Genomic DNA, 23,033 nt, shown 5'->3' on the forward strand with positions numbered 1-23,033 from the left:
CGACGACGCAGCCGACAATGACTGCGCCGGCGTCGACTCAGTCGACCAGGTCGCGGAACTCGCGCATCAGCGCGACACGATCGGCGGATGCCTCGGCCAGCGGTGTGACCGTCAGGGTCGTCACGCCCGCCTCGCGGAAGGCGGCCACGCGCTCGACGACGTCGCCTGCGGGGCCGACGAGGGAGATCGCGCGGACCAGCTCGTCGGGCACCGCGGCCACGGCCTCGGCCTTCCGGCCCGCGAGGTACAGGTCCTGGATGCGTGCGGCGGCGTCCGCGAAGCCGTAGCTCGCCACGAGGTCGTTGTAGAAGTTCTTCCCCCTCGCACCCATGCCGCCGACGTAGAGCGCGAGCTGCGGCTTGAGCTGCGGCAGGACGTCCTCGGGCCGATCGGTGATCGCGAGCGCGGGGCTCGCGAACACGTCGAGGTCGCCGAGGCCCGCCGGACGCTTCGCACGCCCCGCAGCGAGCGCCTCGCCCCACACCGCACCGGCCCGCTCGGGGTGGAAGAACATCGGCAGCCAGCCGTCGGCGAGCTCGGCGGTCTGCTCGACCGACTTGGGCCCGAGCGCGGCGATGGTGATGGGGACGCGTTCGCGCACGGGGTGGTTGATGAGCTTCAGCGGTTTGCCGAGCCCCGTGCCGTCGCCCTCGGGCAGCGGGATCGTGTAATGGCGCCCGTCGTGCTCGACGGGCTCGCGTCGCCAGACCTGCCGGCAGATCTCGATGAGCTCGCGGGTGCGGCCGAGCGGAGCGTCGTACCGGACGCCGTGGAACCCCTCGATGACCTGAGGGCCCGAGGCGCCGATGCCGAGCTCGAAGCGACCGCCGGAGACGTAGTCGAGGCCCGCAGCAGTCATCGCGGTCAGGGTCGGCGTGCGCGTATACAGCTGCAGGATGCCGCTCATGAGCGTCATCCGCTCGGTGCGCGCGGCGAGGAACCCGAGCTGACTGACCGCGTCGAACGAGTACGCCTCGGGGACCGCGATGAGGTCGACGCCGGAGGCCTCGAGCTCGACGACCTCGTCGGCCACCTCGCGGAACCCGCCCGCATAGTTCAGGAACATCCCGACGCGCATCCGTCGCTCCTCCTCAGGTGCCAGACCGCGCGCCCGCGCGGGCACCTCACCCTAACCGACCCGAAGGACACGGCGGCCCCGCGGCCCGTCCGTTGTGCCCTCAGCACCCTCGAAGCCGCGTGCGAGAGGGTGGTGAGATGACCTGGAGCCTCCTGCTCGACATCCTGCTCGTGCTCATCCTGATCGGTGCCCTCGTGAACGGGTTCCGCGCCGGGTTGCTGCGCACGGCCGCGGGGCTCGCGGGACTCGTCGCCGGCGGCATCGCCGCGTACTTCGTGATGCCGTGGGTCACCTCGATCGTCCCGGCGGCCGAATGGCGGGCACCGGCGGCGATCGCCGCGGCGATCGTGCTGCTCGTCGGCGGATCCTGGCTCGGCGCCGCCGTCGGCCGGGTGCTCCGACGTGGCGCGCGGGCCGTCAAACTGGGCGTGCTCGACCGCGTGCTCGGCGCGATCGGCAACGTGATCGTCACGGCCTTCGTAATCGCGCTCGTCGCGTCGGGCGTGACCTCGCTCGGCGTCCCCGTGCTGTCGCCGGCCGTCGCCGGATCATGGGTCGTCCGCGGCATCGACCAGGCGACCCCCGCGCCGGCCCGCACGCTCATGGCGGAGCTGCGCACCGCGACGATCGGCGGCGCGATCCCGTGGCTCGGCGAGGTGCTCGGCGGGCCCACCGAGCCGCCGCAGCTTCCCGACGGCTCGCTCGACACGCCCGAGCTCTCGAACGCGAGCGCGTCGGTGGTGCGGATCACCGGCACCGCGTTCGAGTGCGGCAGCAGCATGTCCGGCTCGGGCTTCGTCGTCGCGCCGAACCGCATCGTGACGAACGCGCACGTGGTCGCGGGCGTCACACAGCCGATCGTGGAGGCGCCGGGCCGCGCCCCGGTGCAGGGCCGCGTCGTCGCGTACCAGCCCGAGCACGATCTCGCGCTCATCGCGGTCGACGGCCTCGACGTCGACCCGCTCGCGGTCGCCGAGCGTCCGGTCGACGGAACCCAGGTCGCGGTGGCGGGGTACCCGTTCGGCGGCCCGTACCAGATGCGGCCGGCCCAGATCCTCACGACCGGTCCACTCACCATCGTCGAGGCGGGGACCGAGTCGACGCGCGAGGTCGCCACGCTCGCCGCGAAGGTCGACCACGGCAACTCGGGCGGGCCTGTGCTCACGCTCGACGGCGAGATCGGCGGAGTCGTCTTCGCCAAGAGCGAGACGGTCGACAACGTCGGCTACGCGATCCCGGTGACGACGCTCGAACCGCTGGCCGCCACGGCCGGCACGCTCTCCGCACCCGTCGACTCGGGGTCGTGCGTGCGCTGACGCGCCGCAGGTCGCTGGTCGAGTAGGCGCGCCGTCAGTCCGCCGGCGTGAACCCTCGGAAGCGGATGCCCCAGCTGGCGTGCCACTCCTCGCCCGGGTCGAGCCAGCGCAGGCCGCGGCCCGAGTTGAACGCCTCGGCGGGTGCCGTCATGGGCTCGACCGCGATCGCGACGTCGCCGCTCTCGCCGGGGAACTCGCGCGTCGTGAACACCTGCACGAAGCCGAACTCCGCGTCGGCCCAGACCGACACCGTGCGGCCGTCGGGCGCGGTGAGCGTGTGCTCGACGCATGCGTCGTCGTCGGTCGCGAGCTCGCCGAACGCGTCGTCGAGCTCGACGTCGCCGACCCGGCGCCCCTCGCGGAAGTCCCACACGCTGCCGTCGACGGGCACCTCACCCGTGGGCAGGAGCCGGTCGTCGACGTCGATGTGGCTCGCGGCGTCGAGCCGCAGCGTGAGGTCTTCGGTGCGCACCCCGCCGATCTTCACGAACGGGTGCGTGCCCACCGCGACGGGAGCCGGTGCGCCGCCCTGGTTCTCGAGGTAGTGCGTGACCTTGAGGCCGTCGGCGACGAGCTCGTACTTCACCGCGGTGCCGAGCAGGAACGGGTACCCGAGCTGGGGGTACACGGTCGCAGCGAGGGTGATCGAGTCGCGCGTGCGCTCGACCTCCGCGTACTCCGTGTAGCGGAGCAGGCCGTGGATCGCGTTGTGATACTTGGGCTCGGTGATCGCGAGCTGGTGATCGACGCCGTCGTGCGACCAACGACCGTCGCGGATGCGGTTGGGCCACGGCACGAGCACGATGCCCGACCCGAAGGGCGGCGTCTGGTCCTCGCCGTACGACGGGACCAGGTCGACGCCGTCGATGCTGAGCGTGCGGATCGCGGCCGCCACGCTCGTGATGGTCGCGCGGAGCTCACCGCTGGCCGTGGAGGTCTCGAGCACGTGCTGGTCACCGGTGGGCAGCGTCATGATTCCCACTCTATGCGGTCGGTTCGTCGCCGTCTGAGCGCTGCTGGTCGAGCTGCGCGCCGCCGAGCTGCGCGCCGCCGAGCTGCGGCCCCGCGGACGGCGCTCCCGCGACGAGCACGGGCAGCCCGAGCGCCTCGAACTCCTCGATGAGCACCTCGGGCGCCGCGGGATCCGTGATCAGCAGGCTGAACGCGTCGACCGGCGCGATCCGGCCGAGGTGCACCTCGCCGAGCTTCGACGCGTCCGCGACGATCACCGCCCGGGCGGCCGCGCGCAGCATGAGCGCCTTCACCTGCGCCTCGGGCAGGTTGGCGTTGGTGAACCCGTGCACGGCGTCGACGCCGTTGCCGCCGATGAACGCGAGGTCGACGTGGATCTCATCGAACATGGAGCCCGCGAGCGGATGCACGAGCGAGTGCTGCCTGGGCCGCAGCGTGCCGCCCGTGACGACGACCGTGAACCGCGGGATCTCGGGCTCGAGCTCGAGTGCGATGGACAGCCCGTTGGTGAAGATCGTGACGTCGTCGAGGTCGGCGCGTCTGCGGAGGGCGCGCGCGATCTGCAGCGTCGTGGTGCCGACGTCGAGGATCACGCTCTGGCCGCTGCGCACGAGCCCGGCCGCGGTCTCGCCGATCGCCTGCTTCGGTCGGACGGAGGCCTCGAGCGCCTCCTCGAACGTCGGCTCGCGCTCGGGCCGGTCGGCGCCCCCGGCGCCGAGGCCGTGCCCGCCGCTGAGCGGGACCGCTCCGCCGTGCACGCGGCGGATGGCGCCCGCCCGCTCGAGCGCGTCCAGGTCGGCGCGCGCGGTCACGGGGGTGACCCCGAACGTCGCTGCGAGGTCGGCGACCCGCACGAACCCGCGCTCGAGGACGAGGGCGAGCGCGAGCTCACGCCGGCTGGCGGCGTCGGGCGCGTCGGTCATACCGCGATTGTCCTCCCCCGGGCAGCTGCTTTGCAATACGAAAGCATAGTTGTTTGCGAAACGAAAGCCGCGTATCGTGTCGGCCGTGACCCACGATCCGCGCATCGCCGTCCGCCGCGCCCGCCTCGCCGACGGCCGCGCGCTCCTCTATTTCGACGACGCCGACACGACACTCGGCCCCGAGCGCGCGGTCGACGAGCGCGAGCTCGCGCCCCGCCCGCCCGCCGCCCACATGCGCCAGGACCCGCTCACGGGCGATTGGGTCTCCATCGCGGCCGCGCGCCAGCACCGCGTCATGCTGCCTCCCGCCCATCTCGACCCGCTCGCGCCGCAGTCGCCCGGAAACCCCTCCGAGATCCCGAGTCGCTACGACGTCGCGGTCTTCGAGAACCGCTCGCCCTCGTTCGGTCCGGACCTCGCAGATCCGGATGCCTCGCCGGCCGCGCAGCTCGCGGCGACCCGTGAGATCGGGCTCGAGCGCACGCTGCCCTCGCTCGGGCGCTGCGAGGTCGTCTGCTTCTCGCCCGAGCACGAGGGATCGTTCGGCACGCAGTCGGTCTCGCGGGCGCGCACCGTGATCGAGGCGTGGGCGCACCGCACCGCCGAGCTGTCGGCGCTGCCCGGCGTGCAGCAGGTCTTCCCGTTCGAGAACCGCGGCGAGACGATCGGCGTCACCCTGGGGCATCCGCACGGCCAGATCTACGCGTATCCGTACGTCACGCCGCGAACGCAGCGCCTGCTCGACTCGATCGACGTCTACGGCCCGACGCTCATGGCCGACCTCGTCGCGCGCGAGCTCGGCGGGCCGCGCGTGCTGCTCCGCGGCGAGCACTGGAGTGCGTTCGTGCCGTTCGCGGCGCGCTGGCCGATCGAGGTGCATCTCGTGCCGCACCGGCATGTCCCGGACCTCGCCGAGACCACGCTCGACGAACGCGACGAGCTCGCCTCGCTGTACCTGCGCCTGCTGCGCGGCGTCGACGCGCGCTACGACTCCCCCACGCCCTACATCGCAGCCTGGCACCAGGCACCCGTGCACGAACGGCGCGACGAGGTGCGTCTCATGCTCCAGCTCACGAGCCCGCGCCGCGCGGCCGACAAGCTGAAATTCCTCGCGGGCTCGGAGGCCGCGATGGGAGCATGGATCGGGGACGTCGCCCCCGAAGCACAGGCCGAGGCGCTTCGCGCCGCGATCGAGGGAGTGCAGCTGTGACCGACCGGGTCGACGCCGCCGAGGCGGCACGAGGGTTCACCGAGTACTTCGGCCACACGCCCGTCGGCGTGTGGAGCGCGCCGGGGCGGGTCAACCTGATCGGCGAGCACACCGACTACAACGACGGCTTCGTGTTCCCGTTCGCGCTCGACCGGCGCACGGTCGTCGCGCTCGGCGACCGCGACGACCAGGTGCTGCGCGTGAGCTCGACGTTCGCGCCCGACGCCGTGTCGGTGCACCTCGACGACCTGACGCCCGACGCGGTCAGCGGCTGGGCGGCGTACCCGCTCGGCATCGCGTGGGCGCTGCGCGAGTCGGGTGCCGACCTCGCGCACGTGCGCGGCGTGGACCTGCATCTGACGTCGGATGTCCCGATCGGCGCTGGGCTCTCGTCGTCGGCCGCGATCGAGTGCGCCGTGGCCCTGGCGCTGAACGAGCACTGGGGACTCGGGTTCGACCGGCCGGCGCTCGCGAAGGTGGGTCAGCTCGCCGAGAACCGCGTGGTCGGCGCCCCGACCGGCATCATGGACCAGTCGGCGTCGCTGCTCGGCGAGCCGGACGCAGGGGTCTTCCTCGACTGCCGGAGCCTCGACGCCGAGGTGATCCCGCTCGGATTCCGCGACGCGGGGCTCGTCGTCCTGGTCATCGACACCCACGTGTCCCACGCGCACGCCTCCGGCGGCTACGCCGCCCGGCGTGCATCGTGCGAGGCGGGGGCACGCGCGCTCGGCGTCCCGTCGCTGCGCGAGGTGCGCGTGGCCGACCTCGCGCGCGCCGAGGCCGTGCTCGACGAGGAGACGTTCCGGCGCGTTCGGCACGTCGTGACCGAGAACCAGCGGGTGCTGTCCACCGTGCGGGCCCTGCACGAGCAGGGGCCGGCGGCCATCGGCCCCTTCCTCGACGCGTCGCACGCGTCGATGCGCGACGACTTCGAGATCTCGGTGCCCGAGCTCGACGCCGCCGTCGAGGCCGCGGTGACCGCGGGCGCGCTCGGCGCGCGCATGACCGGCGGCGGCTTCGGCGGCGCCGCGATCGCGCTCGTCGCCGAAACGATCGTGCCCGTTGTGACCGAGTCCGTGCTCGCGGCATTCGAGGCGCGCGGGTTCCGTGAGCCGACCGTATTCACGGTCGCCGCATCGGAGGGGGCCCGGCGCGACGGCTGAGACAAGACGGGATGCCCGATGAATGGATAGTGGTATACTGACATTATGAGCATCTTCACCACTCTGGTTGCCGCGTCGCTCGCTGCCACCGTTTCATTCAGCCCAGCCGCCGCAGCCACTTCCCCGAACACCGACGACGCGACGAGCGCTGGGGTGGTGGTCAAGGAGGTCATCGCCGGCTGGGGCGAGTTCGAAGGAAACACGTCCAAGTGGTTCACAAGGTTCGAATGCCCCGCCGCCTACCCCTATCTCACGAAAGAGATCTTCAACCAGAGCCAAGGGTTCGCACTTCCTCCAGGCGTGGAGATCCGCTCGCACAACTTCTTCGGAATGATCGCGTCGGCAGTTGTCGCAAATCGGTACGTCAACGGGTACGTACGCGCGTCGGGCATCGATTCGGCGCTGATCCACAATGGCGTCGGAGACAAAGCCATCTACATCGTCCTGCACTGCACCACATAGCGCCCGTGACCCTTCACTGACGCCGACTGACAGCGTCGGCGCGCCGTGGCAGCATAGCCCGTGTGGAACGGCATGACGGGCACGAGCAGCGGCTGCGCGACCTCGCGCTGCTGCGGCGCGTGCGCGATCGGATGGACCGGGAGTACGCGCAGCCGCTCGACGTCGAGGCGCTCGCGCGCGGCGTGAACCTGTCGGCTGGGCACCTCAGCCGCGAGTTCAAGCAGGCCTACGGCGAGTCGCCGTACTCCTACCTGATGACGCGGCGCATCGAACGCGCGATGGCGCTGCTGCAGGTCGGCGAGCTCACCGTCACCGAGGTGTGCTTCGCGGTCGGGTTCTCGTCGCTCGGCACGTTCAGCACGAGGTTCACCGAGCTCGTCGGGGTCCCGCCGAGCGTGTACCGCCGTGAGGCGAAGCATCCGCTCGAGGGCGTGCCGTCCGTCCTCGCGAAGCGTGTGACCAGACCGGTCAGGAATCAAGAAGCCGCGGTCACGCGGCGTCGGTAACGTGACGCCCATGGACCTCAACATTCAGTACACATTCCTGCCCCACACCGACGCCGAGGCCTCGCTCACGTTCTACCGCGACGTGCTCGGCTTCGAGCTGCGCAACGACGTCGGGTACGACGGCATGCGCTGGCTCACACTCGGCTCGGCGAGCCAGCCCGAGACCTCGATCGTGCTGACCCCGCCCGCCGTCGACCCCGGGATCACCGACGACGAGCGGCGCGTGGTCGAGGAGATGATCGCGAAGGGCACCTACGCGAGCATCGTGCTCTCGACGCCCGACGTCGACGGCGTGTTCGACGCCGTCCAGGCGAGCGGCGCCGAGGTCGCCCAGGAGCCGATCGATCAGCCGTACGGTGTCCGGGACTGCGCGTTCCGCGATCCTGCGGGCAATATGGTTCGTATCCAGCAGCCGAGCTGACGGCCGACGAGTCCGGCCGCGGCCAGCCCGCGGCCGGACCGCCGCGAGATGACCCCCGATCGAACCATGGAGCAAGGATGACCCTGGCCGAGACCTCGACCACGTCCCCCGGCGACCGCCACCCCGCCGACCGGCACGACCTGATCCGAGTCGAGGGGGCTCGCGAGAACAACCTCAAGAACGTCAGCGTCGACCTGCCGAAGCGCCGGCTCACGGTGTTCACCGGCGTCTCCGGGTCGGGCAAGAGCTCGCTCGTGTTCGAGACGATCGCGGCCGAGTCGCAGCGCATGATCAACGAGACCTACAGTTCGTTCGTGCAGGGCTTCATGCCCTCGCTCGCGCGGCCCGACGTCGACCTGCTCGACGGCCTGACGACCGCGATCATCGTCGACCAGGAGCGCATGGGCGCGAACTCGCGCTCGACGGTCGGCACCGTGACCGACGCGAACGCGATGCTGCGCATCCTGTTCAGCCGGCTCGGGGAGCCGCACCTCGGCTCGCCGCAGGCGTTCTCCTTCAACGTGCCGACCGTGCACGGCAAGGGCGGCATCACGATCGAGAAGGGCGACCAGAAGTCCCAGAAGCCGATCCGCGCTGAGTTCACCCAGATCGGCGGCATGTGCCCGCGCTGCGAGGGCATGGGCTCGGTCTCCGAGATCGACCTGACCGAGCTCTACGACGAGACGAAGTCGCTCGCAGGCGGGGCCATCACGATCCCCGGCTACACGGCCGACGGGTGGTCGGTGAAGATGTACTCCGAATCGGGGTTCTTCGACGCCGGCAAGCCGATCCGCGAGTACACCGAGACCGAGCTGCACGACTTCCTGTACAAGGAGCCCGTGAAGGTCAAGGTGAGCGGCATCAACATCACCTACGAGGGCCTCGTGCCGCGCGTGCAGAAGTCGATGCTCTCGAAGGACGTCGACGCCATGCAGCCGCACATCCGGGCGTTCGTCGAGCGCGCGGTCGCGTTCACAGCATGCCCCGACTGCGGCGGCACGCGCCTGAACGAGGGCGCGCGGTCGTCGAAGATCCGCGGCGTCGGCATCGCCGACGCGTGCGCCATGCAGATCAGCGACCTCGCCGAGTGGGTGCGCGGCCTCGACGAGCCGTCGGTCGCGCCGCTGCTCACGGGCCTGCGCGAGACGTTCGACTCGTTCGTGGGCATCGGCCTCGGCTACCTCTCGCTCGACCGCCCGTCGGGCACGCTGTCGGGCGGCGAGGCGCAGCGCACGAAGATGATCCGGCATCTCGGCTCGTCGCTCACCGACGTCACCTACGTGTTCGACGAGCCGACCGTCGGGCTGCACCCGCACGACATCGAGCGCATGAACACGCTGCTGCTCCAGCTCCGCGACAAGGGCAACACGGTGCTCGTCGTCGAGCACAAGCCCGAGACCATCGCGATCGCCGACCACGTCGTCGACCTCGGCCCGCGCGCGGGCGCGGCGGGCGGCGAGATCGTGTTCGAGGGCACGGTCGACCAGCTGCGCGCGAGCGGCACGCTCACCGGCCGGCATCTCGACGACCGGGCGAGGATCAAAGCCGAGGTGCGTACGCCCGCGGGCGCGCTCGAGGTGCGCGGGGCGACATCGCACAACCTGCAGGGCGTCGACGTCGACATCCCGCTCGGCGTGCTCGTGGTCGTGACCGGGGTGGCCGGCTCGGGGAAGAGCTCGCTCATCCACGGGTCGGTGGCCGGCCGCGAGGGCGTGGTCGCGGTCGACCAGGGCGCGATCCGCGGCTCGCGGCGCAGCAACCCGGCGACCTACACGGGCCTGCTCGAGCCGATCCGCAAGGCGTTCGCGAAGGCGAACGGCGTGAAGCCGGCACTCTTCAGCGCCAATTCCGAGGGCGCGTGCCCGAACTGCAACGGCGCGGGCGTGATCTACACCGATCTCGGGCCCATGGCGACCGTGTCGACGGTGTGCGAGGTGTGCGAGGGCAAGCGCTTCGACGCCTCGGTGCTCGACTACACGCTCGGTGGGCGCGACATCAGCGAGGTGCTCGCGATGCCGGTCGACGAGGCCGAGCAGTTCTTCGCCGCGGGCGACGCGAAGCTGCCCGCCGCGCATGCCATCCTGAGGCGGCTCGTCGACGTCGGGCTCGGCTACCTCACGATCGGCCAGCCGCTGACCACGCTCTCGGGCGGCGAACGGCAGCGACTCAAGCTCGCCGTGAGCATGGCCGAGACCGGCGGGGTCTACATCCTCGACGAGCCGACCACGGGCCTGCACCTCGCCGACGTCGACAACCTGCTGGGCCTGCTCGACCGACTCGTGGAGTCGGGCAAGTCGGTCATCGTCATCGAGCACCACCAGGCCGTCATGGCGCACGCCGACTGGATCATCGACCTCGGCCCCGGGGCCGGGCACGACGGCGGGCGGGTCGTGTTCGAGGGGACGCCGGCCGACCTCGTCGTCGACCGATCGACGCTCACCGGGCAGCATCTCGCGGAGTACGTCGCCGGCTGACGGACGCGGCTGGCCGCGCCGGCTGACCGCGCCGGCTGGCGGCGGCTGACCGCGCTCGGGCGGGCGGGCTGCGGTCGGGTCAGGCGGCGCCGGATGCCTCGGCGTCGGCGCCGCGCGCCGGCTCGACCTCGCGCGGGGTGCCGCCGGTGATGCGGACCAGCTCGTCGAACGTCGTCGGGAAGACCGTCTTCGCGTGGCCGGCAGCCGCCCAGACCTCGTCGTACTCGTCGAGCATGACGTCGACGTACGTGCGCACAGGCGCCGGGTGGCCGACCGGCGCCACTCCCCCGATGACCTGACCGGTCGCGGCCTTGACGACCTCTTTCGACGCCCGGCCGATCGTGCCGCCGAGCTCGGCACCGAGCCAGTCGGTGTCGACCCGGTGCGCCCCCGAGGTCAGCACGAGGATCGGCTCGTCGTCGAGCGTGAAGACGAGCGAGTTGGCGATCTGCCCGACCTCGATGCCGAGCGCGTCGGCCGCGAGCTTCGCGGTGGTCACGGTGTCGCCGAACCAGGTGATGCGCGGTTCGACGCCGGCGGCGCGGAGCGCCTCGGTCACACGGTCGACGGCGGGATGCGAGGGCGAGGTCATGCACCCGATCGTACTCACCGCCGAGGCGGCGGGCAGCGAGAGTTCACCCGAGGGTCACTGGCGCTTCACTCCCGCGCCGTAGCGTGCCCGCATGACCGAGGCATCGTCCGCGACGCACGGCGTGGCCGTGGCGATCATCCCCGCGCGGGGCGGGTCGAAGGGCCTGCCGGGCAAGAACGTGATGCGGGTCGGCGGGGTGCCGCTCGTGGCTCGGGCGATCGCCGCCGCACGTGCGGCCCGCTCGGTCGGGCTCGTCGTCGTCACGACCGACGACGACGAGATCGCGCGGGTCGCGCGCGACGCCGGCGCGGTCGTCGTGCCCCGGCCGGCCGAGCTCGCGGGCGACACCGCGTCCAGCGAGTCGGCCCTGCTGCACGCGCTCGACGATCTGCTCGAGGACGGCGGCTGCGACGGGGTCGACGGCTGCGACGGCACGGACGGGCACCCCGAGGCATCCGTCACGCTCTTCATCCAGGCGACCTCGCCGTTCATCTCGCCCGCCGATCTCGACGCCGCGGTCGCGCAGATCGCGACCGGCGAGCGGGACAGCGTCTTCGCCGCGGTCCCGAGTCACGCGTTCCTGTGGACGGATGCTCCGCGCGGAGGTGCGGCGGGCGTGAACCACGACCCGGCGTTCCGCCCGCGACGGCAGGACCGCGCGGCCGAGTACCGCGAGACGGGCGCGTTCTACGCCATGCGGACCGACGGGTTCCGTTCGGCGCGGCATCGCTTCTTCGGTCGCATCGGGGTGCAGCTCGTGCCCGAGCTGCACGCCATCGAGATCGACACCGCGGCCGACCTCGTCGTCGCGCAGGCGCTCGCGAACCTCATCGACGGGGCCGCGCACGGGCTCGACGTCGACGCGGTCGTGACCGACTTCGACGGCGTGCACACCGACGACACCGCGATCGTAGGCGAGGCGGGCGTCGAGTTCGTCCGCGTGAGCCGCAGCGACGGCGCGGGCGTGGCTCGCCTGCGCGAGGCGGGCGTGCCGGTGCTCATCATCTCGGCCGAGACGCATCCGGTGGTCTCGGCGCGGGCCGCCAAGCTCGGCGTCGAGGTGCGTCAGGGCGTCGCCGACAAGGCGGCCGCCCTGCACGAGTGGGCCGCCGAGCGTGGCATCCCGCTCGATCGCGTCGCCTATCTCGGCAACGACCGCGGCGACCTGCCCGCGCTCGAGATCGTCGGCTGGCCGGTCGCGGTCGCCGATGCGATCCCCGACGTCCGGCGCGTGGCCCGCATCGTGCTCGAACGTGCGGGCGGGCACGGCGCCGTGCGCGAGCTCGCCGACGCCGTCCTCGCGGGGCGCGCCGCCCACGCCGACCGCGCGGACCATCCCGGCCACTCCGAGCGCGCCGAAGGCGCGCGGCCCCCGATCGCCGACCACCGCGTCCGCCCACGTATCCGTCCCTAAGGAGCCTGACATGTCCGTTCGCCTCGGCCGCCACGAGATCGGCGTCGACCAGCCCGTGTACGTCATCGCCGAGATCGGCCTCAACCACAACGGCGACGTCGAGCTCGCGAAGCGGCTCATCGACGTCGCCGCGGGCGCGGGCTGCCAGGCGGTCAAGTTCCAGAAGCGCACGCCCGAGCTCGCGACCCCCGAGCACATGAAGGATGTCCCGCGCGAGACGCCGTGGGGCACCATGAGCTACCTCGACTACCGCCGGCGGGTCGAGTTCGGCAGCGACGAGTACCTCGAGATCGCGCGGCACGCCGACCTCGCCGGGCTCGACTGGTTCGCGTCGCCGTGGGACGAGCCGTCGGTCGCGTTCCTCGAGGAGCACGGCAGCGCCGCGGTCAAGGTGGCGTCCGCCTCGGTCACCGACCTGCCGCTGCTGCGCGCCATCGCCGCGACCGGCAAGCCAGTGATCCTGTCGACCGGCATGTCGACCGTCGAGGAGATCGACGAGGCCGTCGCCACGCTCGGCACCGAACGGCTCGTCCTGCTGCACGCCACGTCGAGCTACCCCATGCCGACCGAGGAGGCGAACCTCCGCACGATCGACACGCTGCGCGAGCGCTACGCGGGCGTGCCCGTCGGGTACTCGGGCCACGAGCGCGGGCTGCAGATCTCGCTCGCAGCCGTCGCGCTGGGCGCGGTCGCCGTCGAGCGGCACATCACGCTCGACCGAGCCATGTGGGGATCGGACCACGCGGCATCCCTCGAGCCGCAGGGCCTCGAGCACCTCGTGCGCGACATCCGCATCATCGAGGAGGCCATGGGCGACGGCGTGAAGCGGGTCTTCCCCGGCGAGCTCGCGCCGAAGGCGAAGCTGCGCCGGGTGCTCGTGTGACGGGCGCTGCCGCGCCCGGCGCCCACGCCGCGGCGGGCGCGCACACCGCGCCCGGCGCCCACGCCGCGGCGGGCGCCACCCGCCGGCTGCTCGTCCTCAGCGACTCCGACTCGTACACGAAGTGGGGCGCGACCCTCGCCGCGTCGCTCCCCGAAGGCTGGCACAGCGAGCTCGCACTGCTCGACACCGATGTGATGCCGAGCCCGCGCCAGCTCTCGGTCGCGGTCGCGGGCACGCGCTGGGCGGACGTGCCGCCGCGGCGGGTGGCCCTCGACGGCCTCGTGGCGTTCGTCGGCGAGGTCCATCCCGACGCGGTGCTGCTCGCGTTCCGCGGGCCGCTCGTGCGGGTGACCGCGGGCCTGCTGCAGGCGCTGCCCGACCGGCCCGTGCTCATCGCCGGATTCCCGGGGCTCACGATCCCGGCGGTGCCGAAGGCGATCATCTACCGCGAGCAGGTCGACCTCGTGGTGCTGCACAGCCGGCGCGAGGTGCGCGAGTTCACGCGGCTCGCCGCCGACCTGCCCGCGGCTCCGCGGTTCGGGCTCGCGACACTGCCGTTCCTGCCGGGTCGCGGGGCGGATGCCTCGGGGCGGGTGCGGCCCGACGGCGACGTGGTGTTCGCGGTGCAGGCCAAGGTGCCCGCGACCCGCGAGGAGCGCGTGCACCTCGTCGGTGTGCTCGCCGCGGCCGCGCGACGCCAGCCGCGGCGCCGGTTCGTCGTGAAGGTCCGCGCTCAGGCCGGGGAGGCGCAGACGCACGCCGAGAGCTACGACCTCGGGGAGCTCGTGCGCGACCCCGACGTCGCGCGCGAGCTCGGGTGCACGCTGCCGCCGAACCTGCTCGTCGAGGACGGGCCGATGTCGGCGCACCTCGCGCGCGCCGCCGCGCTCGTGACCGTGAGCTCGACCGCCGTGCTCGAGGCGATCGCGGCCGGCGTGCCGGCGCTGCTGCTCGACGACTACGGCATCGGCCCGCGGCAGCTCAACGTGGTCTTCGAGGGCAGCGGCCTGTTCGGCGACGGCGAGGCCCTCGCGGCCGGTGCCTGGCGGCAACCGGACCCCGGGTGGCTCGACGACAACTACTTCCACGGTGCGGCGGCCGACGACTGGGTCGACCGGCTCGAGTCGCTGCTGGCGGCCCGCGCCGCGGCGCCGCTGCCGGTGCTCACCCGGCATCACAACCGCACCGGGGGTGCGCTTCGGCGCGCGTTCGAGCGACGCAAGATGCTCGGGTCGCACGACCGCACGCTGGCCGGCCGGGCGTCGATGCTCGTCGCGGTGCCGGTGCGCGGCGTGGTGCGGGCCGTGCGGCGGCTCCGCACGCGGCTCACCGGGGCCGCCGCCGTGGACCCGTCGCAGCCGGTGCACGAAGCCCGGACCGCGGAGCGTGCGATGCGCTGATCCCCGGAGAGTGGCCCGAGGTAGCTCAACAGGATCGAGACGGAAACTCTGATATACTAGTGGTCATGCTTTGATCTCGTGCAACCTCAAACGCCCTGGTCGGCAGCGCTGTCGCGCTCGCGATCGCCGCGGCGACCGCCCTGACCCCTGCCGCGGCCCTCGCCGACGAGCACGTCGCGCCAGCAGTCGACGTGACCGTCGTCGACGCGCAGATCGACACCGACGGCTTCAACAAGCTGCTCATCAACCGCGGCATCCCCTTCGGCCCCACTCGGATCGACGCGCACTGCCCGACGGACTTTCCCTACCTCGACGGCACCCAAGGCACTCCGCTCATGAACGTCGGGAGAGGACTCATCGTCGGCGCCGCGGTCGGCGTAACGGTCGACATCGATGCCCCCGCGACAATCTGGGAATACGACTCCCGCATGGATCGATACCTCGCCAAGGGGACGACACTCGTCGCCTGGAATCATTGGGCGTTCGCCGATCTCAACGTCGGCGTCATGATGTACTGCACGAAATCGAAGGAGAAGGCGTGGGCGGAGCGGCCGCGCTAATCCACCGGGGTGGTGTGCGTCACGACGTTGCGCAGGTACGACTCGGCGTTGCGGCGGATGCCCGCGCGCTCCTCGTCGGTGAGCTCACGCCGTACCTTGGCCGGCACGCCCGCCACGAGCGAGCCGGGCGGCACCACGGTGCCCTCGAGCACGACGGCGCCGGCCGCGACGAGCGAACCGGCGCCGATGACGGCGCCGTTCAGCACCGTCGCGCTCATCCCGATGAGGCAGTCGGCCTCGATCGTGCACCCGTGCAGCACGGCGCCGTGACCGACGGAGACCCCCGCCCCGACCGTGAGCGGGAATCCGGCGTCCACATGACAGACGACCGTGTCCTGCAGGTTCGCGTCCGCGCCGAGCACGATGGGTTCGACCTCGGCGCGCAGCACCGCGTTGTACCAGACGCTCGAACCCGCCTCGAGGCGGACATCACCGACGATCACCGCTCCCGCGGCCACGAAGGCCGACTCATCGAGGACGGGCGCCGGCACACCGGCGAGCTGGATGATCCTGGCCGAGGGGTCTGCACTCATGCCGCAAGCCTACGGCGGCGGGCCCGCACGACGAGGCGCACGGCCGCGCCCACCGCGAACACGGCGGCGCCGGCCACGACCGACAGCCACGGCAGGGTGACGACGAGGACGAGGCATCCAATCGCCCCCGCGACCGAGAGGGCGCGCGGAACCCGTCGCTCGCTGCGCGGCTGCGTGACCGCCGCGAGGTTCGCCACGAGGTAGTAGACGAGCACGCCGAAGCTCGAGAAGCCGATCGCGCCGCGCAGGTCGGCGACCAGGATCAGCACGACGATCGCGGCGCCGACCGTCGCCTCGGCGACGTGCGGCACGCGGAACCGCGGATGCACCGCCGCGAGCGGCGCGGGCAGCTCCCGGTCGCGGGCCATGGCGAGGCCCGTGCGCCCGATGCCCGCGATCAGCGCGAGCAGCGCGCCGAGCGCCGCGAGGCCGGCTCCCGCGCGCACGATCGGCTCGGCCCAGCCCCACCCGGCGAGCGCGACCGTGTCGGCGAGCGGCGCGGTCGATGCGGCGAGCGCGGACGAACCGAGCGCGGCGAGGAGGACCACGGCGATCGCCGCGTACACCGCGAAGACGATGCCGAGCGACGTCTGGATCGCGCGCGGGATGGTGCGCGCAGGGTCGACCACCTCCTCGCCGAGGGTCGCGACGCGGGCATAGCCGGCGAAGGCGAAGAAGATCAGGCCTGCGGCCTGCAGCACCCCCCAGGCGGATGCCTCGGCTGTGGGCGCGTCCGCGAGGAGCGCGGTGCGCAGGCCCGCGCCGGGGTCGCCGACGAACGCGAACGTGAGGCCGGTCGTCGATCGGATGACCGCGACGACGATGCCCGCGACGATGACGAGGACGAGCACGGCGAGCACGATCGTGACGATGACGGTCGCGGCGCGCGATGTGCGCGTGATGCCACGCAGGTTGACCGCGACGATCACGAGCACGGCCGCGATCGCGACCGGCCGCTGCCACGCCTCAGGAACGAGGTAGGCGGCCGCGGTCATCGCCATGGCCGCGCAGCTCGCGGTCTTCCCGATGACGAAGCCCCACCCGGCGAGGAATCCGGGCCATTCGCCGAGCCGCTCGCGCCCGTACCGGTACGCGCCACCCGACTCGGGGTATCGCGCGGCGAGCTGCGCGGTCGAGCCCGCATTCGCGAACGCCACGAACGCCGCGATCGCGAGGCCCACGAGCAGCAGATCCCCAGCCGCTGCCGCGGCCGGCGCGAACACCGAGAACACGCCGGCGCCGATCATCGACGCGAGCCCGATGGCGACCGCGCCGCCGAACGTCAGACGCCGGGCGAGGGAGGGCTGATCACCAGTCACGTGGGGCAGGGTACCGGGCGCGGGTGACGCGCGGGCCCCGGTCGGTGGTGGACGCCGGTCAACGGCAGCCGGGGTCGTCGGGGTAGTCGAGGCATGAGCCGCGGGTGAGGCGGGTCTCGACGGTGACGACGCGGACCCGGGTCGGGGCGGCGGCGACGTCGAGCTCGCCCACGGTGGTCCAGCCGGAGCCGTCGAACCGGTAGGCCGCCTCGAACGTGACCGTGGGGCGGACGTCGTAGTAGCCGCGTTCCTGGTAGCGGTGACTGGTCGCGGTGTCGGTCAGCTCCTTCACGCGCAGCTTCGCCCAGGTCCTGCCCGGCTTGGCCGACTCGACCCGCCCGCCGTCACCGGTGTCCCACACGTAGAAGACCGGGGTGAATCGCACCTCGGCGGGGCGGCCCAGCAGCGGTGCGCTGACGACCTGTTCGGTGGCGTGGCTGATGAAGTTCGCCGGTAGCCGTCGGACCGCGATCCCGGGGCCGGGCTCCATCGACCCGGCCGGCACCGCGGGCGCGAACGACGCGATGTCCTCGATCGTGACCCCGGGCGTACCCGGGTCGGCCGGCTCGGCTGTCGACGGCGGCGCCCACCCGCAGATCCCCGCGCTGCACCACGACGGCGTGCCACGCGGGTCGCCGCCGCGGTCCGAGTTCGATCCGTGGCCGCCCCCAGGGTCAGAGCGATGTTCGCTCGACGGTGCTCCGGCGATCCGTTCCCACGCGTCGAGCTCGACTCTCCCGTTCCCGATCGACCCCTGAACTGGAGGTGGGCACCCGATCCAGGATCCGTTCGCAGAACAGCTCGTCGACGCGCCGGCCGCGGCCGTCAGACCGAGGACGATCGTGCCGCTCAACAGAATTGCTCGCCAGACCACGTCTCACTCCCGTCCAGTCGCACCTGACCTGAGTCCAATACCGTGAATGAGACGACCAGCGGCGCGACATCGGGCCGATCGGGCGTCCCATCGTTGCCAGCCGCATCGATGATCCGAGTATCGCCAGCGCTCAGGCAAAGTTCGAGGTCGAGGTGCCGCCGCAGCTCGTCGATCTCGGCCAGACGCCAATCAACGAGCGCGCCGCTCCCCGTGATGTGCACGCCCGCCTCCCGCATGCTGCGGAACTCGGCGAGCAACTCCGTCCCATAGCGGTTCGTCGTCACATCGAGAATGCGCTCAGCGTTCGTGCCATGGTCCGCATTGATGGCCGCGTTCACTGCGAGATACCGCTCATAGACCTCGACCGCAGCAGCCGTCGCCTCCTCGTCCGAGTCGAACATCGGCGTCGGGCTCGGTGAGACGGCCGGCTCGCCATTCGCGGCGCTGCACCCGGCCATACCCACCACGATCGCGAAGCTCACCAGGACCCTAGGCCATCTCCCCACACCGCCACCGCGAGTGCGGCCTTGCGCCGTTCGCTGTACAGATCGCGCGTCCCCCGATTGCATGCGCCCACCGTACGGTCCCCCGCACTCCGGCGGCGCGAGTTATCCACACCCTTCCGACCGCGAACCGTTTCCCCCGGTTCGGGCGAACCGTCGTGGCCAAGGGCCGCCGTCCTGCCAAGCTCGTCGCGCGCCGGGCGGAGCCGATTCGCCATTGCGGTTTTGGAGGACAGAAGCTAGCATGGCTCAACTCGCATGGGCGCACAGCGCCGACAAGCATGGCGTCGAGCGAGCTGATGCACTTCACGCGATGCAGGCCGTCGCGATCCATGTCCGTTCGTTCGACGAATCGCGGATACCGGGAGGGATGCGACCGGACTTATTCATCGGGCCGAAGCGCGAGCGAACCGACCTCATCGAGGTCATGGCGATCATCGACCACACAGATCGCGATGCAGGGGTGTTCCATGTCATGCCGCTTCGATCGAAGACACTCGATCGGGCCCGATTGCTCATCGCGGAAGGGAGACGAGATGCACGCGGATGACGATGCACTCCGGGGCCGACCACTCGATGCCGCCGAGACGGCGATTGCCGAAGAACTGAGCGCATGGGCGGAATCGAAAGCGTTCGACATCGGAAATCCCGAGGAGATCCTGGTCGGCCCCGAGGCGGCGGCGGCCGGCCGATCGCTCATGGAATCGATCGTCGGCGAAGAGGCACTCGATCGCGCGATCAACCGGGGCGGGCGACCGAGCCTGAGCGGGACCACGGGATCCGGCGCCTCTCCGAAACGGCAGGTGCGACTTCCTCGCGAGGTCGACGAGCGGCTCCTCGCGAGGGCGTCGCGCGAGCATCGCGACATCAGCGACCTCATGCGAGAGGCCATCGTCGCCTACCTCGATACCGGATCGCGACGCTGACGGCCGAGTGACGTCCCCTGGCCGAGCACACCTCAGCAGATCGGCTCGCCGTCCCAGGGCTTGCTGCCGTCGAGCAGGATGCGTGCCGCGTTCGCCGAGCGGAACGCCGCCTCGACGGTGACGAGGTCCTCGGTGTCTCGGGGAGCCTCTTCGCCGGGGTGCTCCGAGAGTTGCATCGCGCTGACGTCGAGGCAGATCGCGACGCTCAGCCGCGTGCGGTCGCGGTCGATCTCGACGAGTCGGGACGCGGCCATGGTCGCGGGCCCGGCCGGGCGCTCCCCCGTCGCGCGCATCTCCCGGAAGTCCGCGAGCAGGTCCAGCCCGTAGGTGTCCGTGGTGACCTCGAGCACGCGCTCGGCCCCAGCGCCGCCGGCCGAGACGATCTCGGCCTCGACCGACAAGTACCGCTCGTAGGTCGTGACGGCCGCGGCCAACGCCTCATCGTCGGAGGCGAAGACGGGCTGCACGGCCGTCGGCTCCGCGGGACGCAGATCGCGTAAGACGCATCCCGTGCAGGCGCCCACCGCCGTGAGCGCGACCCCCACAGCGACCACACGCACCGACCCGCGCCGTACGGCATGAGCCCTTCCCGAGTGCCGCCTCGACTTCCGCTCCACCCAGCTCGTCATGCGAGCACCATAGAGCGCCTCGCGCGGCGCCCGTTCGCGCTCTCCACAGGCACCACGGCCCGCGCCCCGCATCGGCCGCTTTCAGGCGTGCCCACGCGACCCGCCGAGCGCGCCGACACCCAGTCGCGGTCCCACCGCAACTCGGAACATTCCACCTCAGGAACCTTCACGGGACACGCCGTCCCCGGAGCATCCGTTCGCCGCGCGTCGCCGGACTCTTCCTGAGCAAGAAACCCGTTGGAGGCGACGCCGGCAGCGCGCGCCAGCACAGCAGCGCGCGCCAGCACAGCAGCGGGCGCGCACCAGCGCCGCCACACCATCGGCGGCGGCGCGCGCTAGGCCGACAGCCGCAGCTCGGCCGCCTTGACGACGTTGGCGAGCAGCATGGCGCGCGTCATCGGCCCGACGCCGCCCGGGTTGGGTGACAGGTGGCCTGCGACGGACGCGACGGCCGGATCGACGTCGCCCGTGAGCTTGCCCTTGCCGGTCTCCTCGTCCTCGACGCGCGTGATGCCGACGTCGAGCACGGCCGCGCCCGGCTTCACCCAGTCGGGCTGCACGAGGTGCGGCACGCCCACGGCGGCGACCACGATGTCGGCCCGCCGCACCTCGGCCGCGAGATCCACGGTGCGCGAGTGCGTGAGCGTCACGGTCGCATCGAGTCCCTTGCGCGTGAACAGCAGCCCGAGCGGACGCCCGACCGTGAGCCCGCGACCGATCACGGTCACGTGCCTGCCGTGGATCGGCACGTCGTAGCGCTGCAGCATCTCGACGATGCCCGCGGGCGTGCACGGCAGCGGCGAGCGCAGCTCGCCCTCGATGCCGAGCACGAGCCGGCCGAGGTTCGTCGGGTGCAGGCCGTCGGCGTCCTTCGACGGATCGATGGCCTCGAGGGCGGCGTGCTCGTCGAGCCCGGCGGGCAGCGGCAGCTGCACGATGTACCCGGTCACCTCGGGCGCCGCGTTGAGGTCGGCGATGGCCGCCATGACGTCGGCCTGCGACGCCGAGGCGGGCAGCTCGACCTGGATCGACTCGATGCCGACCTCGGCGCAGTCGCGGTGCTTGCCCGCCACATATGACTTCGAGCCGGGGTCGTCACCCACGAGCAGCGTGCCGAGCCCCGGAACGATGCCGTTCGAACGCAGCTGCGCGATGCGCACCGCGAGCTCGGACTTCACGGCCGACGCGGTCGCGACGCCGTCCAACTTCACCGCGGTCATGTCTGGTTCTCCATCTCGTACGGCGTCTCCCGGATCGGCGGGCGGGCGGATGCGGCGCCGCGCGGCGGCGATGAGCCGCCGCGCGCGCCACGGCACTACTGCTGCAGGCCGGGGTAGAGCGGGAACGCCTCGGTGAGCTTCTGCACGCGCGCGCGCAGCGCGGGGACATCCGCCCCGCCCTTCAGCACCTCGGCGATGACGTCGGCGACCTCGGTGAACTCGGCGTCGCCGAAGCCGCGCGTCGCGAGCGCGGGCGTGCCGATGCGCAGGCCCGACGTGACCATCGGCGGGCGCGGGTCGAACGGCACCGCATTGCGGTTCACGGTGATGAGCGCGTCGTGCAGCAGGTCCTCGGCCTCCTGGCCGTTGATCTGCGAGTTGCGGAGGTCGGCGAGCACGAGGTGCACGTCGGTGCCGCCGGTGAGCACGTCGACGCCTGCGGCGCGCGAGTCGTCGGCGGTCAGCCGGTCGGCGAGGATCTGCGCACCGCGGATGGTGCGCTCCTGCCGGTCCTTGAACTCCTCCGACGCGGCGATCTTGAACGCCGTCGCCTTCGCGGCGATGACGTGCATGAGCGGACCGCCCTGCTGGCCGGGGAACACGTTCGAGTTGAGCTTCTTCGCGAGCTCGGTGTCACGCGACACGATGAAGCCCGAGCGCGGGCCGCCGATCGTCTTGTGCACGGTCGACGACACGACATCGGCGTAGGGCACGGGCGACGGGTGCAGGCCCGCGGCGACGAGGCCCGCGAAATGCGCCATGTCGACCCAGAGCTTCGCCCCGACCTCGTCGGCGATCGCGCGGAACGCCGCGAAGTCGAGGTGCCGGGGGTAGGCCGACCAGCCCGCGATGATGACCTGCGGCTTGTGCTCGAGCGCGGCGTCGCGCACCCGGTCCATGTCGACGAGGAACGTCTCGGGGTCGACCCCGTAGGCGACGGCGTTGTAGAGCTTGCCCGAGAAGTTCAGGCGCATGCCGTGCGTGAGGTGGCCGCCGTGCGCGAGCTCGAGGCCCAGGATCGTGTCGCCGGGCGTCGCGATGGCCGACAGCACGGCCGCGTTCGCGGTCGCGCCCGAGTGCGGCTGCACGTTCGCGTACTCGGCACCGAACAGCGACTTCGCGCGCTCGGTCGCGAGCGACTCGGCGACGTCGACGTACTCGCAGCCGCCGTAGTAGCGGCGCCCCGGGTAGCCCTCGGCGTACTTGTTGGTGAGCACGCTGCCCTGCGATTGCAGCACCGAGACCGGCACGAAGTTCTCGCTCGCGATCATCTCGAGGTAGTCGCGCTGGCGACCGAGCTCGAGCTCGAGCACCTCGGCGATCTCGGGGTCGACCTCTGCGAGCGGCGAATTGAAGATGGACTCGGCCAAGACTGGCTCCTTCTGGGTACACGGACCAAAGTGGGTGCTGCCTCGAGCGACAAGCGCCACGAGGCAGTCGTACCGGCCCAGGCGTGCGGTCGGTCCGTGCCAGTCGCTCCCCGATGGGAATCCATCTCAACGCCAGTCGCGACGCCAGCAAGCATAGCAACGGATGCCTCGCCGGGAAGCGCTCGGCCCGGACTCCCGCGGGTCCCGCGGAGGCGGAGAAGGGTCCGGCCGCGGGCGCGTGGTCCCCCGTGCGCCCGCGGCCGGCCTGCGCGCGTCGTCGCGTGC

24 protein-coding genes and 1 riboswitch are annotated in these 23,033 nt (G+C 71.9%); of the genes, 13 read left to right on the plus strand and 11 right to left on the minus strand.

The annotated features are described in order from the left end of the window. Nucleotides 1–37: 37 nt before the first annotated feature. Nucleotides 38–1,078: an LLM class F420-dependent oxidoreductase gene (locus RH864_RS00270; RefSeq protein ID WP_310515507.1), complete on the minus strand. Its 1,041-nt coding sequence runs from the start codon at nt 1,076–1,078 to the stop codon at nt 38–40. Between the two features lie 137 nt (nt 1,079–1,215). Between RH864_RS00270 and RH864_RS00275 the strand changes: the two genes are divergently transcribed. Continuing rightward, nucleotides 1,216–2,394, plus strand: a complete 1,179-nt coding sequence (locus RH864_RS00275; RefSeq protein WP_310515508.1) for a MarP family serine protease — start codon at nt 1,216–1,218, stop codon at nt 2,392–2,394. Nucleotides 2,395–2,428: 34 nt separating this feature from the next. On the opposite strand, the gene RH864_RS00280 is transcribed toward RH864_RS00275, so the two are convergent. Together RH864_RS00280 and RH864_RS00285 are read right to left on the minus strand one after the other, a co-directional pair. Beyond that, nucleotides 2,429–3,367, minus strand: coding sequence for an aldose 1-epimerase family protein (locus RH864_RS00280; RefSeq protein ID WP_310515509.1), 939 nt, complete (start codon nt 3,365–3,367; stop codon nt 2,429–2,431). A gap of 10 nt (nt 3,368–3,377) precedes the next feature. Further along, entirely contained in the window at nt 3,378–4,289 is a 912-nt protein-coding gene (locus RH864_RS00285) for a DeoR/GlpR family DNA-binding transcription regulator (RefSeq protein WP_310515510.1), read from the minus strand. Between the two features lie 85 nt (nt 4,290–4,374). Between RH864_RS00285 and galT the strand changes: the two genes are divergently transcribed. The 6 genes from galT (at nt 4,375) to RH864_RS00315 (ending at nt 10,525) form a co-directional block, all read left to right on the plus strand. Then, a complete protein-coding gene (gene galT, locus RH864_RS00290) occupies nt 4,375–5,499 on the plus strand; it encodes a galactose-1-phosphate uridylyltransferase (RefSeq protein ID WP_310515511.1) in 1,125 nt (374 codons plus the stop codon). Then, the gene (galK, locus tag RH864_RS00295) at nt 5,496–6,662 is read left to right on the plus strand and encodes a galactokinase (RefSeq protein ID WP_310515512.1); all 1,167 of its coding nucleotides are present in this window, start codon (nt 5,496–5,498) and stop codon (nt 6,660–6,662) included. The genes galT and galK overlap by 4 nt, the downstream gene beginning before the upstream one ends. 45 nt (nt 6,663–6,707) lie before the next feature. Then, nucleotides 6,708–7,124: a hypothetical protein gene (locus tag RH864_RS00300; RefSeq protein ID WP_310515513.1), complete on the plus strand. Its 417-nt coding sequence runs from the start codon at nt 6,708–6,710 to the stop codon at nt 7,122–7,124. A gap of 62 nt (nt 7,125–7,186) precedes the next feature. Further along, nucleotides 7,187–7,630, plus strand: a complete 444-nt coding sequence (locus RH864_RS00305; protein WP_310515514.1) for a helix-turn-helix transcriptional regulator — start codon at nt 7,187–7,189, stop codon at nt 7,628–7,630. 10 nt (nt 7,631–7,640) lie between these two features. Then, nucleotides 7,641–8,051, plus strand: a complete 411-nt coding sequence (locus RH864_RS00310; protein ID WP_396129928.1) for a VOC family protein — start codon at nt 7,641–7,643, stop codon at nt 8,049–8,051. Between the two features lie 77 nt (nt 8,052–8,128). Continuing rightward, nucleotides 8,129–10,525 carry an excinuclease ABC subunit UvrA gene (locus tag RH864_RS00315; protein WP_310515516.1) on the plus strand — a complete coding sequence of 799 codons (2,397 nt, stop codon included), beginning with the start codon at nt 8,129–8,131 and terminating at the stop codon, nt 10,523–10,525. Between the two features lie 79 nt (nt 10,526–10,604). Here RH864_RS00315 and RH864_RS00320 read toward each other — a convergent pair whose 3' ends face one another. Then, on the minus strand, nt 10,605–11,117 hold the full coding sequence (locus RH864_RS00320) for a YbaK/EbsC family protein (RefSeq protein ID WP_310515517.1): 513 nt from the start codon (nt 11,115–11,117) through the stop codon (nt 10,605–10,607). A gap of 91 nt (nt 11,118–11,208) precedes the next feature. On the opposite strand from RH864_RS00320, the gene RH864_RS00325 reads away from it, so the two are divergent. The 4 genes from RH864_RS00325 (at nt 11,209) to RH864_RS00340 (ending at nt 15,374) form a co-directional block, all read left to right on the plus strand. Further along, nucleotides 11,209–12,531, plus strand: a complete 1,323-nt coding sequence (locus tag RH864_RS00325) for an acylneuraminate cytidylyltransferase (protein WP_310515518.1) — start codon at nt 11,209–11,211, stop codon at nt 12,529–12,531. A 10-nt stretch (nt 12,532–12,541) separates the two neighbouring features. Next, a complete protein-coding gene (locus RH864_RS00330; RefSeq protein ID WP_310515519.1) occupies nt 12,542–13,414 on the plus strand; it encodes an N-acetylneuraminate synthase family protein in 873 nt (290 codons plus the stop codon). Then, on the plus strand, nt 13,411–14,814 hold the full coding sequence (locus RH864_RS00335; protein ID WP_310515520.1) for a DUF6716 putative glycosyltransferase: 1,404 nt from the start codon (nt 13,411–13,413) through the stop codon (nt 14,812–14,814). Before RH864_RS00330 ends, RH864_RS00335 begins: the two co-directional genes overlap by 4 nt. Nucleotides 14,815–15,005: 191 nt before the next feature. Continuing rightward, nucleotides 15,006–15,374, plus strand: coding sequence for a hypothetical protein (locus RH864_RS00340; protein WP_310515521.1), 369 nt, complete (start codon nt 15,006–15,008; stop codon nt 15,372–15,374). On the opposite strand, the gene RH864_RS00345 is transcribed toward RH864_RS00340, so the two are convergent. The 4 genes from RH864_RS00345 to RH864_RS00360 are packed head-to-tail and all read right to left on the minus strand — an operon-like array spanning nt 15,371 to nt 18,582. Next, nucleotides 15,371–15,907, minus strand: a complete 537-nt coding sequence (locus RH864_RS00345) for a gamma carbonic anhydrase family protein (RefSeq protein WP_310515522.1) — start codon at nt 15,905–15,907, stop codon at nt 15,371–15,373. The genes RH864_RS00340 and RH864_RS00345 overlap by 4 nt on opposite strands. After that, nucleotides 15,904–17,226, minus strand: a complete 1,323-nt coding sequence (locus tag RH864_RS00350) for an APC family permease (protein WP_310515523.1) — start codon at nt 17,224–17,226, stop codon at nt 15,904–15,906. The genes RH864_RS00345 and RH864_RS00350 overlap by 4 nt, the downstream gene beginning before the upstream one ends. A 58-nt stretch (nt 17,227–17,284) precedes the next feature. Next, on the minus strand, nt 17,285–18,079 hold the full coding sequence (locus tag RH864_RS00355) for a hypothetical protein (protein ID WP_310515524.1): 795 nt from the start codon (nt 18,077–18,079) through the stop codon (nt 17,285–17,287). Further along, a complete protein-coding gene (locus tag RH864_RS00360) occupies nt 18,076–18,582 on the minus strand; it encodes a hypothetical protein (RefSeq protein WP_310515525.1) in 507 nt (168 codons plus the stop codon). The genes RH864_RS00355 and RH864_RS00360 overlap by 4 nt, the downstream gene beginning before the upstream one ends. 265 nt (nt 18,583–18,847) lie before the next feature. On the opposite strand from RH864_RS00360, the gene RH864_RS00365 reads away from it, so the two are divergent. After that, a complete protein-coding gene (locus RH864_RS00365; protein WP_310515526.1) occupies nt 18,848–19,153 on the plus strand; it encodes a hypothetical protein in 306 nt (101 codons plus the stop codon). Then, the gene (locus tag RH864_RS00370; RefSeq protein ID WP_310515527.1) at nt 19,140–19,529 is read left to right on the plus strand and encodes a ribbon-helix-helix protein, CopG family; all 390 of its coding nucleotides are present in this window, start codon (nt 19,140–19,142) and stop codon (nt 19,527–19,529) included. The genes RH864_RS00365 and RH864_RS00370 overlap by 14 nt, the downstream gene beginning before the upstream one ends. 32 nt (nt 19,530–19,561) lie before the next feature. On the opposite strand, the gene RH864_RS00375 is transcribed toward RH864_RS00370, so the two are convergent. From RH864_RS00375 to glyA, 3 genes are all read right to left on the minus strand, one after another. Next, nucleotides 19,562–19,996: a hypothetical protein gene (locus RH864_RS00375; RefSeq protein ID WP_310515528.1), complete on the minus strand. Its 435-nt coding sequence runs from the start codon at nt 19,994–19,996 to the stop codon at nt 19,562–19,564. Between the two features lie 497 nt (nt 19,997–20,493). Further along, nucleotides 20,494–21,378, minus strand: coding sequence for a bifunctional methylenetetrahydrofolate dehydrogenase/methenyltetrahydrofolate cyclohydrolase (locus RH864_RS00380; protein WP_310515529.1), 885 nt, complete (start codon nt 21,376–21,378; stop codon nt 20,494–20,496). A 95-nt stretch (nt 21,379–21,473) separates the two neighbouring features. Then, nucleotides 21,474–22,748 (minus strand): serine hydroxymethyltransferase, encoded by a 1,275-nt coding sequence (glyA, locus tag RH864_RS00385; RefSeq protein ID WP_310515530.1) that lies wholly within the window; start codon nt 22,746–22,748, stop codon nt 21,474–21,476. A 68-nt stretch (nt 22,749–22,816) separates the two neighbouring features. Next, nucleotides 22,817–22,898, minus strand: a riboswitch (ZMP/ZTP riboswitch). Between the last annotated feature and the right edge of the window lie 135 nt (nt 22,899–23,033).

The sequence above is a fragment of the Agromyces aerolatus genome (assembly GCF_031432255.1).
GTDB lineage: Bacteria > Actinomycetota > Actinomycetes > Actinomycetales > Microbacteriaceae > Agromyces.

Bases quoted from the DNA above. Each gene is read 5' to 3' on its own strand.
- RH864_RS00345 (WP_310515522.1), bottom strand. From the start codon at position 15,907: ATGAGTGCAGACCCCTCGGCCAGGATCATCCAGCTCGCCGGTGTGCCG.
- RH864_RS00270 (WP_310515507.1), bottom strand. From the start codon at position 1,078: ATGCGCGTCGGGATGTTCCTGAACTATGCGGGCGGGTTCCGCGAGGTG.
- RH864_RS00300 (WP_310515513.1), top strand. From the start codon at position 6,708: ATGAGCATCTTCACCACTCTGGTTGCCGCGTCGCTCGCTGCCACCGTT.
- RH864_RS00330 (WP_310515519.1), top strand. From the start codon at position 12,542: ATGTCCGTTCGCCTCGGCCGCCACGAGATCGGCGTCGACCAGCCCGTG.
- RH864_RS00285 (WP_310515510.1), bottom strand. From the start codon at position 4,289: ATGACCGACGCGCCCGACGCCGCCAGCCGGCGTGAGCTCGCGCTCGCC.
- RH864_RS00325 (WP_310515518.1), top strand. From the start codon at position 11,209: ATGACCGAGGCATCGTCCGCGACGCACGGCGTGGCCGTGGCGATCATC.
- RH864_RS00280 (WP_310515509.1), bottom strand. From the start codon at position 3,367: ATGACGCTGCCCACCGGTGACCAGCACGTGCTCGAGACCTCCACGGCC.
- RH864_RS00380 (WP_310515529.1), bottom strand. From the start codon at position 21,378: ATGACCGCGGTGAAGTTGGACGGCGTCGCGACCGCGTCGGCCGTGAAG.
- RH864_RS00365 (WP_310515526.1), top strand. From the start codon at position 18,848: ATGGCTCAACTCGCATGGGCGCACAGCGCCGACAAGCATGGCGTCGAG.
- RH864_RS00370 (WP_310515527.1), top strand. From the start codon at position 19,140: ATGCACGCGGATGACGATGCACTCCGGGGCCGACCACTCGATGCCGCC.
- RH864_RS00310 (WP_396129928.1), top strand. From the start codon at position 7,641: ATGGACCTCAACATTCAGTACACATTCCTGCCCCACACCGACGCCGAG.
- RH864_RS00320 (WP_310515517.1), bottom strand. From the start codon at position 11,117: ATGACCTCGCCCTCGCATCCCGCCGTCGACCGTGTGACCGAGGCGCTC.
- RH864_RS00275 (WP_310515508.1), top strand. From the start codon at position 1,216: ATGACCTGGAGCCTCCTGCTCGACATCCTGCTCGTGCTCATCCTGATC.
- RH864_RS00315 (WP_310515516.1), top strand. From the start codon at position 8,129: ATGACCCTGGCCGAGACCTCGACCACGTCCCCCGGCGACCGCCACCCC.